The sequence below is a fragment of the Sediminitomix flava genome (assembly GCF_003149185.1).
GTDB classification, from domain to species: domain Bacteria; phylum Bacteroidota; class Bacteroidia; order Cytophagales; family Flammeovirgaceae; genus Sediminitomix; species Sediminitomix flava.
The window spans coordinates 847,654-864,180 of the sequence record NZ_QGDO01000001.1; the positions used below are offsets into that span (position 1 = coordinate 847,654).

At 36.3% G+C, this 16,527-nt stretch carries 13 protein-coding genes; 1 reads left to right on the forward strand and 12 read right to left on the reverse strand.

All coding sequences use genetic code 11. The annotated features are described in order from the left end of the window. The first annotated feature begins 77 nt into the window (after positions 1 to 77). Positions 78 to 1,817 (forward strand): GNAT family N-acyltransferase, encoded by a 1,740-nt coding sequence (locus BC781_RS03190; RefSeq protein WP_158281384.1) that lies wholly within the window; start codon positions 78 to 80, stop codon positions 1,815 to 1,817. 86 nt (positions 1,818 to 1,903) lie between these two features. On the opposite strand, the gene BC781_RS03195 is transcribed toward BC781_RS03190, so the two are convergent. The 12 genes from BC781_RS03195 to BC781_RS03250 all read right to left on the reverse strand — a co-directional run bounded on the left by BC781_RS03195 (position 1,904) and on the right by BC781_RS03250 (position 16,277). After that, on the reverse strand, positions 1,904 to 2,785 hold the full coding sequence (locus BC781_RS03195; protein WP_109615802.1) for a phosphatidylserine decarboxylase: 882 nt from the start codon (positions 2,783 to 2,785) through the stop codon (positions 1,904 to 1,906). A 204-nt stretch (positions 2,786 to 2,989) separates the two neighbouring features. Then, complete coding sequence (locus tag BC781_RS03200) at positions 2,990 to 3,991, reverse strand: glycosyltransferase family 2 protein (RefSeq protein WP_158281385.1); 1,002 nt, start codon at positions 3,989 to 3,991, stop codon at positions 2,990 to 2,992. Between the two features lie 11 nt (positions 3,992 to 4,002). Next, positions 4,003 to 4,584, reverse strand: a complete 582-nt coding sequence (locus BC781_RS03205) for a TetR/AcrR family transcriptional regulator (RefSeq protein ID WP_109615804.1) — start codon at positions 4,582 to 4,584, stop codon at positions 4,003 to 4,005. Between the two features lie 117 nt (positions 4,585 to 4,701). Then, positions 4,702 to 6,006, reverse strand: coding sequence for a phosphopyruvate hydratase (eno, locus tag BC781_RS03210; protein WP_109615805.1), 1,305 nt, complete (start codon positions 6,004 to 6,006; stop codon positions 4,702 to 4,704). A 219-nt stretch (positions 6,007 to 6,225) separates the two neighbouring features. Then, complete coding sequence (locus BC781_RS03215) at positions 6,226 to 7,425, reverse strand: coproporphyrinogen-III oxidase family protein (RefSeq protein ID WP_109615806.1); 1,200 nt, start codon at positions 7,423 to 7,425, stop codon at positions 6,226 to 6,228. Positions 7,426 to 7,594: 169 nt separating this feature from the next. Further along, the gene (locus BC781_RS03220) at positions 7,595 to 8,605 is read right to left on the reverse strand and encodes an HmuY family protein (protein WP_158281386.1); all 1,011 of its coding nucleotides are present in this window, start codon (positions 8,603 to 8,605) and stop codon (positions 7,595 to 7,597) included. Between the two features lie 57 nt (positions 8,606 to 8,662). Continuing rightward, positions 8,663 to 10,903, reverse strand: coding sequence for a TonB-dependent receptor (locus tag BC781_RS03225; RefSeq protein WP_109615808.1), 2,241 nt, complete (start codon positions 10,901 to 10,903; stop codon positions 8,663 to 8,665). Positions 10,904 to 11,011: 108 nt separating this feature from the next. Further along, complete coding sequence (locus BC781_RS03230; protein ID WP_158281387.1) at positions 11,012 to 12,070, reverse strand: hemin-degrading factor; 1,059 nt, start codon at positions 12,068 to 12,070, stop codon at positions 11,012 to 11,014. 41 nt (positions 12,071 to 12,111) lie between these two features. Continuing rightward, on the reverse strand, positions 12,112 to 12,909 hold the full coding sequence (locus BC781_RS03235; protein ID WP_109615810.1) for a heme ABC transporter ATP-binding protein: 798 nt from the start codon (positions 12,907 to 12,909) through the stop codon (positions 12,112 to 12,114). A gap of 1 nt (position 12,910) precedes the next feature. Further along, positions 12,911 to 13,993, reverse strand: a complete 1,083-nt coding sequence (locus tag BC781_RS03240; RefSeq protein ID WP_109615811.1) for a FecCD family ABC transporter permease — start codon at positions 13,991 to 13,993, stop codon at positions 12,911 to 12,913. Positions 13,994 to 13,996: 3 nt separating this feature from the next. Next, a complete protein-coding gene (locus tag BC781_RS03245) occupies positions 13,997 to 14,875 on the reverse strand; it encodes a heme/hemin ABC transporter substrate-binding protein (protein WP_109615812.1) in 879 nt (292 codons plus the stop codon). Positions 14,876 to 15,146: 271 nt separating this feature from the next. Next, complete coding sequence (locus BC781_RS03250; RefSeq protein WP_245935569.1) at positions 15,147 to 16,277, reverse strand: RluA family pseudouridine synthase; 1,131 nt, start codon at positions 16,275 to 16,277, stop codon at positions 15,147 to 15,149. Positions 16,278 to 16,527: the final 250 nt, after the last annotated feature.

Here is a 16,527-nt window from a genome sequence, read left to right on the forward strand (position 1 = left end):
CAAATAACATAACATTATGGTAGACCCTACTTAAAACCATGCTCATACATTTGGTTATTGTAACTAAAGTTCAGCATATGGAAATTATCAGAACACAGGATGTAGCGGAAGGAATAGGTTTTCCAACACCACTAGCACGTTTAACAATGAACATGCTAAAGCTTGATCAATTCAACAAGCTTTATTCACAATTACATGAGTATCATGGTATAGAACTTCTTGAAAAAGCCTTAGATGAATTAAACATTTCTCTAAGTATTGATGAAGAAGAATTAAAATTCATACCCAAAGACGGTGCCTTCATCACAATTTCAAATCATCCTTTCGGCTTACTAGACGGTGTATTACTTTTAGTACTAATCTCTAAAATTCGCCCCGACTTTAAAGTGACAGCCAATTATCTGTTGAGCAAAATGGATCCATTCAAAGAGTCATTTATTTCAGTAAATCCTTTTGGTACTGGAAAAAAAATGAAAGGTAGTCGAATTGTGATGGACAGACTAAGTAAAGGGCATCCTGTAGGTATATTCCCTGCTGGCGAAGTTTCTACATATTACAAAGAATTCAAACAGATTACAGATAAAGCCTGGAGCAAGAGTGCTATTCGAATGATCAAGAATTCGAACGTTCCTGTTATTCCAATATATTTTGAAGGTAACAATAGTTTATCCTTCCATCTTCTAGGGCAAATTCACCCTGTTTTAAGAACAGCTAGAATCCCATCAGAATTTTTAAAGAAGAAGAATTCAAAAATTAGAGTACGAATAGGCTCTCCAATCAGCCCTAAAGAGCAAGATACAATTGAAAACATCAATGACTTTGGGAGATACTTAAGAGCTCGTACCTATATCTTAGGAACTGCTCTTTCAAAGAATAGGGCAGCAAAAGTGCGTGATACCTTCCAACAGCTTAAAAAGAAACCTCAACCAATTATTGCTCCAGTAGATCATTATCTTTTGGAAGATGAGATTGAAGAAATAAGAGACACTTATAGAATTCATGAACATCAAGACACTGAAATCTACATAGCCCCTTATCACAAAATCCCTCACCTTCTCACAGAAATTGGTCGACTTCGAGAAGAGTCCTTCAGAGCTGTAGGAGAAGGAACTAATAAGAGTATGGATTTGGATGAATTTGACCGTTATTACCAACACCTTTTCTTATGGAATAAAACCGACAAAAAGATCATGGGTGCTTACCGAATTGGTCTTGGAGATAAAATAATGACCAAATACGGTGTAGATGGCTTTTATTTGAGCACTTTATTTCATCTTGACCCTCCAATGAAAGAGACTTTAGAGAAATCATTGGAACTAGGACGTTCTTTTGTGGCAAAGGACTACCAACGAAAACCTCTCTCTTTATTCCTACTTTGGAAAGGCATTCTGCTTTACTTACAGCACAACCCTCAGTACAAACATTTAATTGGCCCTGTAAGTATTAGTAATAATTACTCTCAAGTTTCTAAAAGCTTCCTGATCTCATTCATCAGAAAACATTACTTTGACCCAATCATTTCACAATGGGTACGACCTAGAAAAGCATTTGCTGTAAATTTCAAAAAAACAGACTCAGATATACTTACAGCTTACGTTCATAATCTAAATTCTTTAGATAAATTGATAGAGAATACAGAACCGCAACGTTACCGAGTTCCGATTCTACTAAAGCAATACCTGAAACAAAATGCTAGAATTGCAGGATTCAATATCGATCCGAATTTTAATAATTCTTTAGATGGGCTTCTGTTCTTGAATGTGAATGAAATTCCTGAAAAGACAATCCAAAACGTGAAAAAAGAAGTTTCAAAGTAAGAATCTCTAAAAGATAATTTCCCATAAAAAAAGACCTCATTCTAGAGTTTAGAATGAGGTCTTTTCCTTTATATTATTCTTAATCTTTAGCTCAAACAAGCGATTTTCTCACCCATTTTCACTGTTGTTTCATATCCGTTTGAAGTGTTCGCAACCAAATCTTGATCGAACATTATTTTTCCTTTTTCAAAGAACAACACAAGTGTAGAACCTCCAAAAGTGAAATAACCTTTCTCATCTCCTTTTTCTACTTCAGAATTAGCTGCATAAGTCTGAATAATACTTCCTACCAATGTTGCACCTACTTCACTAATTAAAATATCTCCAGCTTCAGCCGTTTTTAAGATGCTATATGTTCTTTTATTCTGACAGAAAATTTCGAGTGATTTATCAAGTGCCAAAGGCGAAACAGAAAAGTAGTCTCCTTTGATCAAGTGCGTCTCACTTACTTGTCCACTAGCAGGAAAGTGGAAACGGTGATAATCAGCTGGAGCCAATCGAATAATTGCCATGCTACCATTCTGATACTTCTGAACCAACTCTTGATTATTAAGAAAAGTATCGACACCGAAAGAACTTCCTTTTACAAAGAACTCTTTAACATTCTCCATATTTGGGAAAACCAAAATTTTTCCGTCTGCAGGAGATACAATTCCATCACTGATTTTACGCGTATTAGGTTTTAATTTTCTGTAGAAAAAATCATTGAAAGAAGTGTATTCTTTAGGTTCAAATTCGGCAAGATCAATTCCGTGTTTCTCAACAAAGCCCTTAATATATTTCTTAGAGAAAGATGTATTCATTACCCTTCCGACAAGAGCTGATACAAACTTTCGCTTTAACAAGAAACTAAGTGTAAGTTTACCTAAGGGTTTCTGATATAAAAAAGCAATAGTTTTAGCTCCAGGGATTAACTCGGTAATTTCAATCCCTTCTTCTCTTTCTATATATGTAACAGAAGACTCCATTTTTATATTTTCTATATTCGACTATTGACCTATTTTAAAAAGCTAACTGCAAATATAGCCTTTTTAATTGAAAACTTCTCAAAGCCTTCATTCCCAAACGTCAAATCAATATTCTAAGGCCTGATAATCAATTACTATAACATTATAACAATGTATCTTAACGATTGTATGGTCTTTTTGTGAAAATATATGTTTTTTAAAGACTTAAGACATTAGCAAAAAGTCTTCTTCTTCACTAAATCCTCTACTTAAAAGAAACTTTCGAACCTCTTCTCCCATCCCTCTATTTGAGACATAAGAAAGAATAAAGCCCTTGAAGTTCTCTTTTTGTAAATCTTTATAGAAAAGACATTCTGAACCTAATTTGTCTTTTTTTATGTCAATATAGCCTTCTATTTCAATCCCATGACTTAGTAAAAACTCGGCTCTTTGTCTCGAACGTTTTCCAGCACCCCATATCCAAACTTTAGGATAAAAATCTGAATTCCATTTTAGCCAATCCGCTAAATATTTGGTTTTTAATTTATAGAAAGCATCAACTTCATAGCGTTCGTCCGTACGCGTAAGTCTTCCTTTTGAATCTTTCCAAACCAATACATCATCCTCAACCTTTCCAAATACGACTCCATTTGAAAGCCATCTCAAAATCAAATCATAATCTTCAGGAAAATCGCCATCTCTATAACTTCCATATTGCTCAAAAACAGTTCTTCGAGCCATCAAACTAGGGTTAATGACAGGCAATTCTACGAATCGATTTCGCCAGATATCATCATGGTTTTGTAATTGATTTGCCCAGTTTACAAAATGCTCAAAACCATCAGAGTTGATTTCTGTGCCTTCATAAATAACCTTACCTGTTACAGCATCAATTGAGCTATTTTTATCTAATAATTTTATTTGGGAAGATAAACGTGAAGGTAATGCTTCATCGTCAGCATCCATACGAGCGATATACTCTCCCTTGGCAACTGACAATCCCTTATTAAAAGCAAATACAACCCCTTGTTGATGTTCATCTAGGAGTTGTATTTGTTTTGACTGGTTTGCCAATTCTTCAGCGAGTTCTCGGCTCTGATCTGTTGAGTTATTGTTAACTAAGATTAGCTCTAAATCACAAGAAACAGACTGATTTAATATACTTTTCACTGCTTTTTCCAAAGTCTTTTCAGCATTGAAAAAAGGAATGATAATAGAAACTTTCAAACTAAAATTGATTATTTAAGTGCTTTGATACACAGTTTAGCGGCTCTTTTTGCATCTTTTTCACTCAATGGTTCTGATGAAAAAATACCTTTTACACGTAAAGATGCTAATTCAATTGGAATAGCTGGAAAAACTGCAACAAATTCTTCAGTAGTAATATCTTCGCTTACACATCCTTTTGCTTTCCCTACTTCACATAGTTTTTCTAAAGATTCAGGAATACTTCTTAGAAAATCTTCCGACATTAAGAAAGTATAATCATTCATGAGCATATTCAGAAACTTTGCTCTTGAAGGAGCTTCGTTTGCTAGACGGAATATATTCATAATAATTGCGAATAGCACATCCTCGAAGTCATCATTATTTTCGGACTGCTCAAGGATATTTGATTTAAAATCCTTAATATAGGAGATGTATAAGTCTTGAACCAGCGCTTGTTTACTTGGGTAATGACGATAAAGATAGCCGTCTGCTACACCCGCCTTTTTAGCTATTGCTGAGACAGATGCGCCTCCGTATCCTTTATCTACTACCATTTCGATAGTAGCTTCTTTTATCCTTTCGATTTTCGATTCATCAATGCTTTTCGCCATATCCTATTTATTAGTGAATGTTCATTCACTGACAATATACCTTCATGAATTCAAAAAAAAAAGTTCGCTTTCCAAATAAATGGAAAACGAACTTTCTATGTTTATTATTCAAACAGATTATTTGTTGCTGATATCTTGTTTGAATGCTTTCTCTTGTGGGTAGTAAGCCACATCGCCAAGAATTTCTTCGATTCTCAACAATTGGTTGTACTTAGCCATACGGTCAGAACGAGAAGCAGAACCAGTTTTGATTTGACCACAGTTCAATGCTACTGCCAAGTCAGCAATAGTGTTGTCCTCAGTCTCACCTGATCTGTGTGACATTACTGAAGTATATCCAGCTCTGTGAGCCATTTCTACTGCAGCGATAGTCTCAGTCAATGAACCAATTTGGTTTACTTTGATAAGGATAGAGTTACCTACACCTTGCTCGATACCGTCAGCCAAACGAGTTACGTTAGTTACGAATAAATCGTCACCTACCAATTGACACTTATCGCCAACTAGATCAGTCAAGATTTTCCATCCGTCCCAGTCGTTTTCATCCATACCATCCTCGATAGAGATGATTGGGTATTTAGCTACCAACTCAGCCAAGAACTCAGCTTGCTCTTGAGGAGTTTTTACGCCACCTTTAGTATCGTTAAATTTAGTATAGTTATATTTTCCATCTTCGTAGAACTCAGCTGAAGCACAGTCAAGCGCTAAGAAGATATCTTTACCTGGCTCGTAACCTGCGTTTCTGATAGCCAACAATACGCTATCCAAAGCATCTTCAGTTGAATCGAAAGCTGGAGCAAATCCACCTTCGTCACCTACTGCTGTAGAAAGACCTCTGTCATGGATAACTTTTTTCAAGCTATGGAAGATTTCACAACCCATACGGATCGCAGTAGTGAAATCAGGAGCACTTACAGGCTGAATCATGAACTCTTGGAATGCAATAGGAGCATCAGAGTGAGAACCACCGTTGATGATGTTCATCATTGGAACTGGTAAAGTGTTCGCTGAAGCACCTCCTACATATCTGAAAAGTGGAAGACCTAATTCGTCAGCAGCTGCGTGAGCTACTGCCAAAGATACACCCAAGATAGCGTTAGCACCCAATTTAGATTTGTTTGGTGTACCGTCTAAGGCGATCATTGTTTTGTCAATAAGGTTTTGATCAGTCACTTCCATACCTACTAGAGCTGGAGCGATTACCTCATTTACATTTTTCACAGCGTTCAAAACACCTTTACCCAAGTAAACTGCTTTGTCATTATCTCTAAGCTCAACAGCTTCGTGCTCTCCAGTAGAAGCACCTGATGGTACTGCAGCTCTACCAAAGCCACCAATTTCAGTAGTTACATCTACTTCAATTGTAGGGTTACCTCTTGAATCAAGGATTTGTCTTGCGTGAATTTCAGTAATGATACTCATTTCAGAATATTAATATAGTTAATGAATGATGTGTTCGAGAACGAGTCCAAAGATAAAAGAAAGCCCTAGTCAAAAAATATGACTTAAATCAGTAAGACTTAGAGAGATTTTATTGCTTTCCTACATGACATCGTTCATAACACACTACTATTATTTTGATTTTACTCATAATCAAATTAATAACCCTTTCTGAGCCTGTTTAAATCCCGATTGGCTTTTTTAAATCTTTATGATTCCTTCAGAAATTTTTGTGTAAACTTTCTGAAAATTCAATATTCCCTTTGTGTGAAGTCTGATTTTTTCGCCTTTCGTTTCTAAAAAGCCTTCATTTTCCAAATATTTTAGAGGTGTAGGATCAACGCTAAATCCAGTATTTTCAAAAAATAATGAAAGATCAAGTTGCATACTTTCCAGAATACCTTTCAATCGTTCTTGTGCTAGCTTCAAATCATCTGTCACTTCTTTAACCATCATAGATGGAAAAAGACCTTCATTTACTTTTTCTCTAAAAGAGGCTAAATCGGGAGCATTGAAGCAGCGAAAATTTCCAATCTTTCCCCCTGCCCCACTTCCTAGAGGAATCATATCTCTATTTCCATAAGGAGTTCGAGTATATCTACATTCTTTTCCGTCTTTAGCGTAATTCTTGGTATTCCAATGTACATACCCTCCTTTCACGGCAGTTTCCATGGCTATGAGTTGCATCTCTTCTACCAACTTTTCTTCGGGTAGATTAACTTTCCCACTTTCGACCCTTTTCTTCAAAGGTGTATCTCCTAAAAGCTGTAACCTATATGATGACAAATTATCAACCCCAAAATCGATGGCAATTTCAATTTGTTCTTTTACATGATCTAATGTCTGGTTGGGTAATCCGTACATCAAATCTGTATTCAGAGTAAATCCTTCTTCTTGTATTTGATAAATGAGTTTTTTAATCTGATGAAAATCGGCTGGTCTCCCCAAAAGATTTCTGGTCTCTTTATCAAAAGCTTGAATACCCAAACTTATTCTATTCACTCCATACTTCTTTAGGAGCTTTAATTTTTCAAGATCAAGATGTCTAACGGTACTTTCAACTGTAAATTCATAGTCTGAAGAAAAACTTAGATACTTCGTCAAGTTTGCTAATATTGCTTCTAGCTGATGATTCTCTAAAACTGTTGGCGTACCTCCTCCAAAAAAGAAAACGTCAAAAGGTGCTTCTTGAAAGTAAGGAAGATGAAAATGATTTTGCATTTGCTTGACCACTAGCTCTGCATAATCAGATTGCTTGGCTGTAGTATATTTATAGAAAGGACAATAATTACATCTAGAAGCACAAAATGGGGTATGAAAATACAATACTCGTTCTGCTTTTCTCGGACTGTTTTCAAACACATTTTCTAAAGAAACTGTGTCAACTTTAGTAGTCATCATAATCTAATGATTTTAGTCACTATCGTTTATAAACAAAGAGAAGAAGAGAGCAAAGCCCCCTTCTTCAAGACACATATAAAAAAGACAAAGATGAAGTAGACAAAAGCGCCATGCCTACTCTGACAGGTTTTCATCTTTGATTGTTCTACCTATTATTCATCGTTTAAATCTACTGTAGTTCAGTATACTCAAACTGTTGATACCCACGCTCGCCTTCAGTATTCAACATCGCTGTGATTCTCATTTTCACCACATTTCCATCTAAATCTTCAATCAAGTAAAATTGGTTTGGAGTAATCGTATAGGTGTACGTTGAGAAATCAAATACTCTCCAAGATGATCCAATTGTAGTTCTTGATGAAGAGAATTCTGGATTCAAAGTTTCTAAATCAACTTCTGTAAATGATGCGAAATCAACACTTGTTTCTAATTCATCAATCAAAGCAACTTTTACTCCTTGATTTTGGATGATGTAGTCCTTGTACGCTACTGCTACTCCTTCCTGACGAGCTGTTGTCTGAGTAAATGCAATATCCCAATCGCCTTTCGCAGGTTCTACTGACACTGCACCACTTTCAAATGACACATAAGAGAAATTATACATCGCATCTTTTTCTACTGTATACATTTCTTGTGTATCAAAAGCATCTGTACTTGCAGTAATTACTTTATAGCCACCATTTTCTTGAAGCACTTGTACCAAAGCCCACGAAGTAGCTGATGAATTTTGTTTGATCACAAAAATTTCATTGTCACTTGCAGTTGAGCTAATCGCAGGGATTGCAGTATCTGTTATAAACTCACTTGGATTATCTACATGACCTTCCATTGTTTGGTAACCACCAGGAAGCATCGCTACTGCTGCCTCAATTGCTTCTGAAGTTAATTCTGACCAATCGTTTATCCCTGTAGTTGCTGCTTCAGCTCCAGCCGCGTAATTGATTTTAGCAACAAACTCACTTCCGTTAGATAAAGCTAAATCCCAAGAGTTATTTGCCACTCTTGTCGTCACAGAATCATTCAAGTTTATATATACCTGATGATCTTGAGCATCGCCACCCATATCTACATTTATAACTGCTCCAATCGGTTCTTCTACTTTAAATGTATCGTCTTCTGAACATGAAGAAAATGCTGTTGCTAAAAATGCTAGTCCGATAAAAGTTGATTGTAATCTCATGATTCTCATTTTATATTTGTTTTCTTGTATTTAGTATGAAGTTTTATCTATGCTTATTTAATTTCTGAAGCTTGTGCTTAAGGCGTATGATAGCCTTAAAAAATATGACCTACCATAACTCACCTGACGGCTCCCTCCGCCAGAATGTGTACCACCTCCTCCACTTGCTCCAATTGTGGTCACATCTAGTAAGTTTTTGATACCACCCGTCAGTGAAAAACCTTTTGGCAATGCTTTTACTAAAGTCAGATCAACCCATTGATAAGGCTCTGTTTCTCCCATAAAAACATTTCCATCTTGATCTGAATAAGGGTCAAAACTTGCTCCTGTATATTTGAAAAATAGAGAAGATCTTAAGCCAATTCTTTTGAAATTGTAACTAAGATTTGTGTTAAAGTCTGGAGTGTAGCTAAAGACATTAGATTGACTTTCATCCAATTGATTTGTCACACCCATCAGGCCAAATCCTACCGTTAATCCAAACTTTTCACCAAAGAATGAGGCATTGGAATTGAAGCCAGTAGACTTCTGACTTAGTAAATTAATGTTGTAGAAGTTACCACTACCATCAGCCGCCGCCGCAGTCGTGATCATATTCTCTAAATCCGTATAGTAGCTTGAAAGCTCTAGTTTTAGGTTATTCTTTTCTGAAATTTGATGCACATAGGTTAACCCTAACTGTACCGTATTGGATGTTTCTGGAATAAGGTCAGGATTGCCAAAAATATTATGGTTATCATCTACAAAATTGTAGTAAAGGTCTTTCAGCTCAGGTGCTCTAAATCCTTTTCCATATCCAGCTCTCAAATTAAGATCTTCAGTAAGTTTATATTTTACATTCAACTGCGGAATAAGCGGTGCATCAAAAAGAGAATTATTGATATATCTGATACCCGGCATAACTTTTAAGTTGTTGAACTTAAATTCTGTAACTGCATAAACTCCTAAGTCAGAGATGCTACGTTCTCCATCAATTTTATCACCTGCTCCAGCTTCATGTACAAATTCATATCCCGCAGTTAAGGATAAGAGATCTCCTGATTTTCTGAATTCAGTTTTGTGATTAAATGACTTAATCCAATCTTTTGTATACTCTTGAGCTAAAAACTCTTTAATACCAGAAATACCATTAACAGAGTAGGTTTTCTTTTCTCTTTCGAAATCTGTAAAAGCAAAAAATGTATGAAGACGAGTATCTTTATTGAATCTATATTCTGCCTGTAGATATTGCATTAATCTACTTGTTTCGTACTCGTCATCAATTGCATAAGCTTCTTGACCTACACCCTGTGGTTCACCCAAATCTCTAATGACTTCAGCCATATTATCTAGGCGATAAAAAATATCCCATCGTTGAGAATTGTAACGAAGCAATCCGCCTGTTTGCAGTTGCTTTTTGGGTAACCATTCATGTCCTCTTTTTTCTAGAGCATCAGCTTTCCAACCATAAAATTGGTTATAAGCTAGGTCGGTCACCAAAGTAATTCTATCGGTTATTTGTGCACCTGCTCGAACAATTTGAGCTCTTTTCCCTTGATCTAATCCATACTCAGAACCTACTGATTCTTCTTGCAATACCACATTTAGATTTAGATCATTGCTCAAAGATTTTTTGGTAATAATATTGATAACTCCAGCCAATGCATCTGCCCCAAAACTCACTGCCATAGGCCCTTCAATAATCTCGATACGCTCAATGTTATTGACATTAACTTGCCCGAAGTCAACAGCGTTCTCAACTCCTACACCACCAGCCATCGGTACTCCATCCATCAATACTTTTACATATTTTGCTGACAAGCCCTGCATCGTAATATTGGAAGAACCAGTTGCCCCGTCTTGTTCAAAGCGAATATTGGTCATATTCTGAAGAACTGATTCTACACTTAAGGCTCCCATCTGCTGAATCTGAGAAGCTGAAACCGTTCTAATTTTATAAGTTGCATTACGAATAGATTGTGCCTCTGATAGACCTGTTACAACCACTTCGTCTAAACGAAAATCTTTGGGTTTTAGACGTATCGTTTTAGTCTCGTCAGATGGTATTGTTATTTGCTGTGCTTCATAATTAACATGATGTACAACAATGCTATATGCTTTAGCTATTTGGGGTAATTTTATTTTCCCTTTACGATCTGTGAATAGACAGAATTCCTCTTTTGACCCTACAGCTTTCCCAGCTACAACAACTCCAACGATACGTTCTTCTGTATTGGCATCAATACATGTTACTTCTTGCGCCATCAGAGTCGAAGTAATAATGAACAGTAAAGCTATGATGTTAAAAAGTACTTTCATGACTATTTATAGAGGTCTTAGTTTATTTATTTATTATTAGACTTATTCTAAATAATAAGTCAAATAAAAAGCACAGGCTTGGGGTACCTGTACTTTTAGGGTATACAATTAGATACGCTCGAAATTATCTACTAGCGTTCTCCAATTCTCATCTTCTGCTTGACCAGGTTTACGTAAACCGAAGAACTGAACAATCAACTTATTGTCATGATCAAATACTTCGATTGAAGTTACATGTCCATCTTCTGTTGGTTTCTTTACAACCCAAGCCGTATTGATATGTTCTTCGTTCAAATGCATGTTGAACTTAGGGTCCATGATATTTAACCAGTTACCCATAACCAATACACGTTTCACTACATCTTGATGAATCTGAATGTTACCACGGCTACTTGCAAAAATCATGATTGGAAGCTCAGTTTCTGCTGCTTGCTCCAATAAATCTTTCAAGTTTACAGGGTCTATTTTGTATGTAAATTCACCTTTTACCAATTCGCAAGCATCGTATCTGTCAGCTTTATATTTACGGATCATTCCAAAGAATTGGTGTGTGTCTTTCAACTCTCTCCAAGATTGTGTAAACTCTTCTTTGTCAATATCATGGATTGGCGTAGTTGACATGGGTTTGTAAGCTTCATAAGCCTGTACATCAGACTGATCTTCTGAGGTAAAATCAGCTACAAGCTTATCAAATGCCGCAATATCAGTATTTTCCTTCTTGTAAATTTTAATGACTGAATCCCCTTCTTTGTCATAGATATGAATACTCTCAGAGAATCCTTTTTTACTCTCTTGCTTCACAAAGAAACCTACAGCCCAATATTGCAAGAACATTCTTGTTTCAATAGGACCAATAGAAAGTCCAGTACTACCATCAGGCATTACGTTCGTTTTTCCAAAATCACCTTTATGCTCAAGTACACAAGCTTCATTTCGTGTAATACTCAATACCTCCTTCAATTCTGGTAAACGTTTTACAAAGTCAGCCCAATCCCCCGACAAACGAGTTACTTCACCATTTCCAATTTTTGATGCTAAAAGCTCAGCCTCAGAAACTCCAAGTTTTGTGGCAATATCACGAGGAAATATTCGCTTTCCTTCCGTATCAAAATTAGTCCAAGCTTCCAAAAGCTCTTTACCCTGTAGTCTTTGTGTACTAGTTGTCATATCTATATATGTATCGTTTTTAATTCTATTATTATAATTTGCTAAGCTGTCCATTGTCTTGCATGAGCTGAATCTGCCACCACAAAAGGACAATCAGTATCCGCACATTTCAGCATTCGTACAGGATGAGAAAACGTTTTCTCAATCACCCATGCCTTAAACACTTTTTCAACTTCTCCTTGAGCTACTTCTTTTCCATTTTTTATAAAAAGCATTCGGTCTGAGAATTGAGCAGCCACATTGAGGTCATGAACAATAGCTAATACGCCAATATGATCTCCGCATAGTTTTTTCACTAATTCAAACACTTGTTGTTGTTGAATGATGTCCATGTTGGAAGTAGGCTCATCCAGAAAAAGGTATTTGGGAGCATCATCTTCATCCCAAAGTTGGGTTAAAGCTCTAGCCAATTGTACACGCTGTTGTTCACCGCCCGAAAGACTACTAAATACTCTATCTTTAAACTGATAGGTATTTGTTTTATCCATCATTTCTGCGGCTAATTCCTTATCTCTTTTTACGCCTGTTGAATAAGGAAGTCGTCCCATCATTACCACCTCGTCTACGGTGTAAGGAAAACTCAACTGAAAATTTTGAGAAAGAACAGCCCGCTTTTTTGCTAAATCAGTTACCTTAAAGTCATTGATTCCTTTCTGATCAAAAGAAATTTGCCCTTCAGATAATGGTGTATCTCCTGTAAGAATCTTCAACAAAGTGGATTTACCCGCACCATTGGCTCCCAACACAGATAATAACTCTCCTGGCTTGACCTCTAGATTTAAATCGGATAGAATCTGATTTCCTCTGATCTGATGATGAATATGTTTTGCTGACAGCATATTAAGCGATATTTTTTGCTTTCCTTAAAAGATAAATAAAGAATGGAGCACCTAGCAATGAGGTAACAATACCTATTGGTAATTCTGAAGGGCTTACGATGACTCTCGAAACCGTGTCTGATAAAATCAACAGCGCTGCTCCTCCGAGCATTGAACCTGTAAGTACGGTTTTATGAGAAGCTCCAAAGATTGTTCTTACCATATGAGGTACTACCAAACCGATAAATCCTATAATTCCAGAAAGTGCGACTGCTGCCCCGACAGAAAGAGCTACCAAACACACCACAATTAGCTTCACTCTTTCTACATCAACTCCCAAGTACCTCGCTTCAGATTCTCCGAGTGCCATTGCATCTAAATCTTTAGCATATTTCAGTATATAAAGACTTGAAACAAACATAATTGGCCCTGCTAAGTAAAAATCTGACCATCTAGCTCCAGACAAATCACCCATACTCCAAAATGTAAAACTTCGAAGTTGTGTGTCATCAGCACTATAAACTACCAAACCAATGATTGCACCGATCAAAGCATTGATTGCAACCCCTGCCAAAATGAGGATAGAAACCTGCGTACCATTGTTCATTTTAGCTAATCGGTAAACTGCAAAAGTCACTAGCATACCGCCCAAAAAGGCTCCGAATGGTAGCATATAAGTACCTAGCTTATCTATAAATTCAAATGGTAAATACAGTTTGAAAACCATAATAAGGATTGCAAAAAGTGCTGCGCCACTTGACACCCCAACCAAACCTGGTTCAACCAAAGGATTTCGGAAAAGACCTTGCATTGAAGCTCCAGAAACAGCCAAGCTCATTCCAACTAATCCACCAAGTAGTACTCTTGGCATTCGAAGATTAAAAAGAACGATAGCTTGTCTATCCTCAAAGTTTCCTTCAATTATACCAGCCGAAATTTTCTCTAATAGAATAGCTACAACTTCTGAAATGGAAATTTCTACTGCTCCAATCGTAAGTGAAATACAAACTGAAATCACCAATAGCCCCCCGAGTCCTACAACTACATTGATATTCTTGAGGGCATCAGAACACTTGCTTAAAAAACTGCTCTTCTGCTTACTCATCTTTTATTGTATTGTTTGAAGTTTTGTCGCTAACTCTTGGATTGCTTCGCCAATTCTTGGACCGAAACCTGAAACAAAAGCACCATCCATCGCTATGATTTGTTTTTTCTTCCCAGCCGTAGTCTCTGCCACACCAGGGATAGTGAGCACACCTTCCATTCCTCCTAGACTTTCCAAACCAGACTCAAAGAACATTAGATAATCAGGATTTGCAGCAATCAATGCTTCAGGAGTCAATTTCTTATATCCGACTACATCAGTCACTGCCAACTCAGCTCCTGCAAGTGCTAAAATCTCTTCTGCAAAAGTTTCTTTCCCTAGAATATGCATTGCTCCTCGTCCTCTTGCATAGACCATCAATACTTTAGGTTTTTGAGCTTTTTCATTTGAAGCTAGAACAGGCGTACTAGTTTTCACTTTTTCAATCAACTGAGCTCCCTTTTCTTCTACTTTTAGTTCTTGGGCTACTTGTCCGATCAATTCATACAATTGATTGACTGATTTCTCTTTTGAATAGGTAATTATATTGATTCCAGCTTCTTGCAATTGAGCAATTACTTCTGCTTTCATTCCTTCTTCTGCCACCCAAACCTGATCTGGATTATGGGCTAAAATGCCTTCAGCGCTAATTTTTGAGACATGTCCAATTACAGCAGACTTCAATACTTCTTCTGGATATGTACTTGTAATATCTCTAGCAACTATCTGATTTGCAAACCCTAGCGCAGCAATTACTTCAGTCACTTGACCTCCAATACTTACGATACGAACATTTTGTTCACCGTCAACCTGCTCATTAGTTTTTTCTGAAGTTTTAGCCGAACAAGACACTACTAGTATTGCGATTAGGCTAACTAATATTGAAAAAATGGTCTTTTGCATATCTATAACTGTTTACTTCTTCTTATTTGGACTTATTTTAAATAACTAAGGCAAATATTATATTTATTTAGACCTATTACAAATAATAAACCAAGTTTGTTAATAAAAAAGAATTAAACACATAAGTAAAAACCACTTTTAACCCTGATAATCAATAGGTAAAACAAACTGTTAAAAAATACTCGTCAGAAAATGAGAGAGAACTGAAAGTGTATAAATGAAAAAAGGCAAGCCACTTGGCTTGCCTTCATATATCTATTTAGAATAAATCTTAGTCGTATTGTACGTAATTCTCCCAACGCTCCATTACTTGATGGATATCTTCTGGCAACTCTGAATCAAATTGCATGTATTTACCAGTAGTTGGATGAATAAAACCTAAAGTCTTGGCGTGTAAGCCTTGCCTTGGAAGTAAAGCCAATTGATTATCAATAAATTGCTTATACTTCGAAGTTTTAACTCCTTTCAGTACTTTATTTCCACCATACATTACATCTCCGAAAAGTGTATGTCCTATGGATTTCATGTGTACACGAATCTGATGTGTACGTCCTGTTTCCAATTGACACTGTATCAAAGAAACATAACGCATTCTCTTCAGAACTCTGTAATGTGTCACTGCATACTTCCCAACTTCACCTTCAGGATAAACCATACTTTGTCTACGATCTGTATAGCTCCTTCCGATATATCCTTCAATTGTACCATGATCTTCTTCAGGTTCTCCCCAAACAAGTGCATAATACATTCTGTCAATCGTATGATAATAGAACTGTCTTGACAAGTGATACATTGCATGATCGGTCTTAGCAATTACTAGAAGTCCTGATGTATCTTTATCAATTCGGTGTACAATTCCTGGTTTGTCTTCACCATTACATGCTGTCGGAAGATCTTTGAAATGGTAAGCCAAAGCATTCACTAGAGTATTTTCCCAGTTATTATGCCCTGGGTGTACTACCATACCAGGTTCTTTATTGATGACCAAAAGTTGATCATCTTCATATATAATATTTAAAGGAATGTCTTGAGGAATGACATCTGTTGGAGCTTCTTTTTCTGGTAAATAAATTACAATCTCATCTCCTGGTCTGATCTTGTAATTTGGCTTTACGATTTGCTCATTTACTAAAACTTCACCTCTAGTGATCCCTTTCTGAACTTTATTTCTAGTAATATTCGGTAAACGGTTCATCAAAAACTTGTCTATACGTAGCAGTTCTTGATTTTCTGTTACCGTCAATTTTAGGATTTCTAAATCTTCCTCTATTGAATGATCAAAATTAGGCTCTTGCTGTACACTCTTTTCTTTCTGATTCACCTTGAATTGTTGTGTATGATCCGTATCTGTTTTTAGTTTTCCAGCAAACTGCCCATTATCGTAATTCTCGTCCATTTCCATAACAACTAAATTTCAATTGAGAGCGAAAACAGCCTAAAAGTACTCGCAATGTGGAAAAACCAACTTCCAAAGTTAGTATTTTCTCAAGAAATAATCCTAATTAAAGATCGTATTTCCAAGACACTTCTCGGTCTAAACGCTGCATCAAAAAACTGAGACCTCTATAAAATAGTTTCCCTATTTAATTAACAGATTCTAAATGATAACTAAGAATAAATATTAAGAATTATAGATACAACCTCCAAAGCCC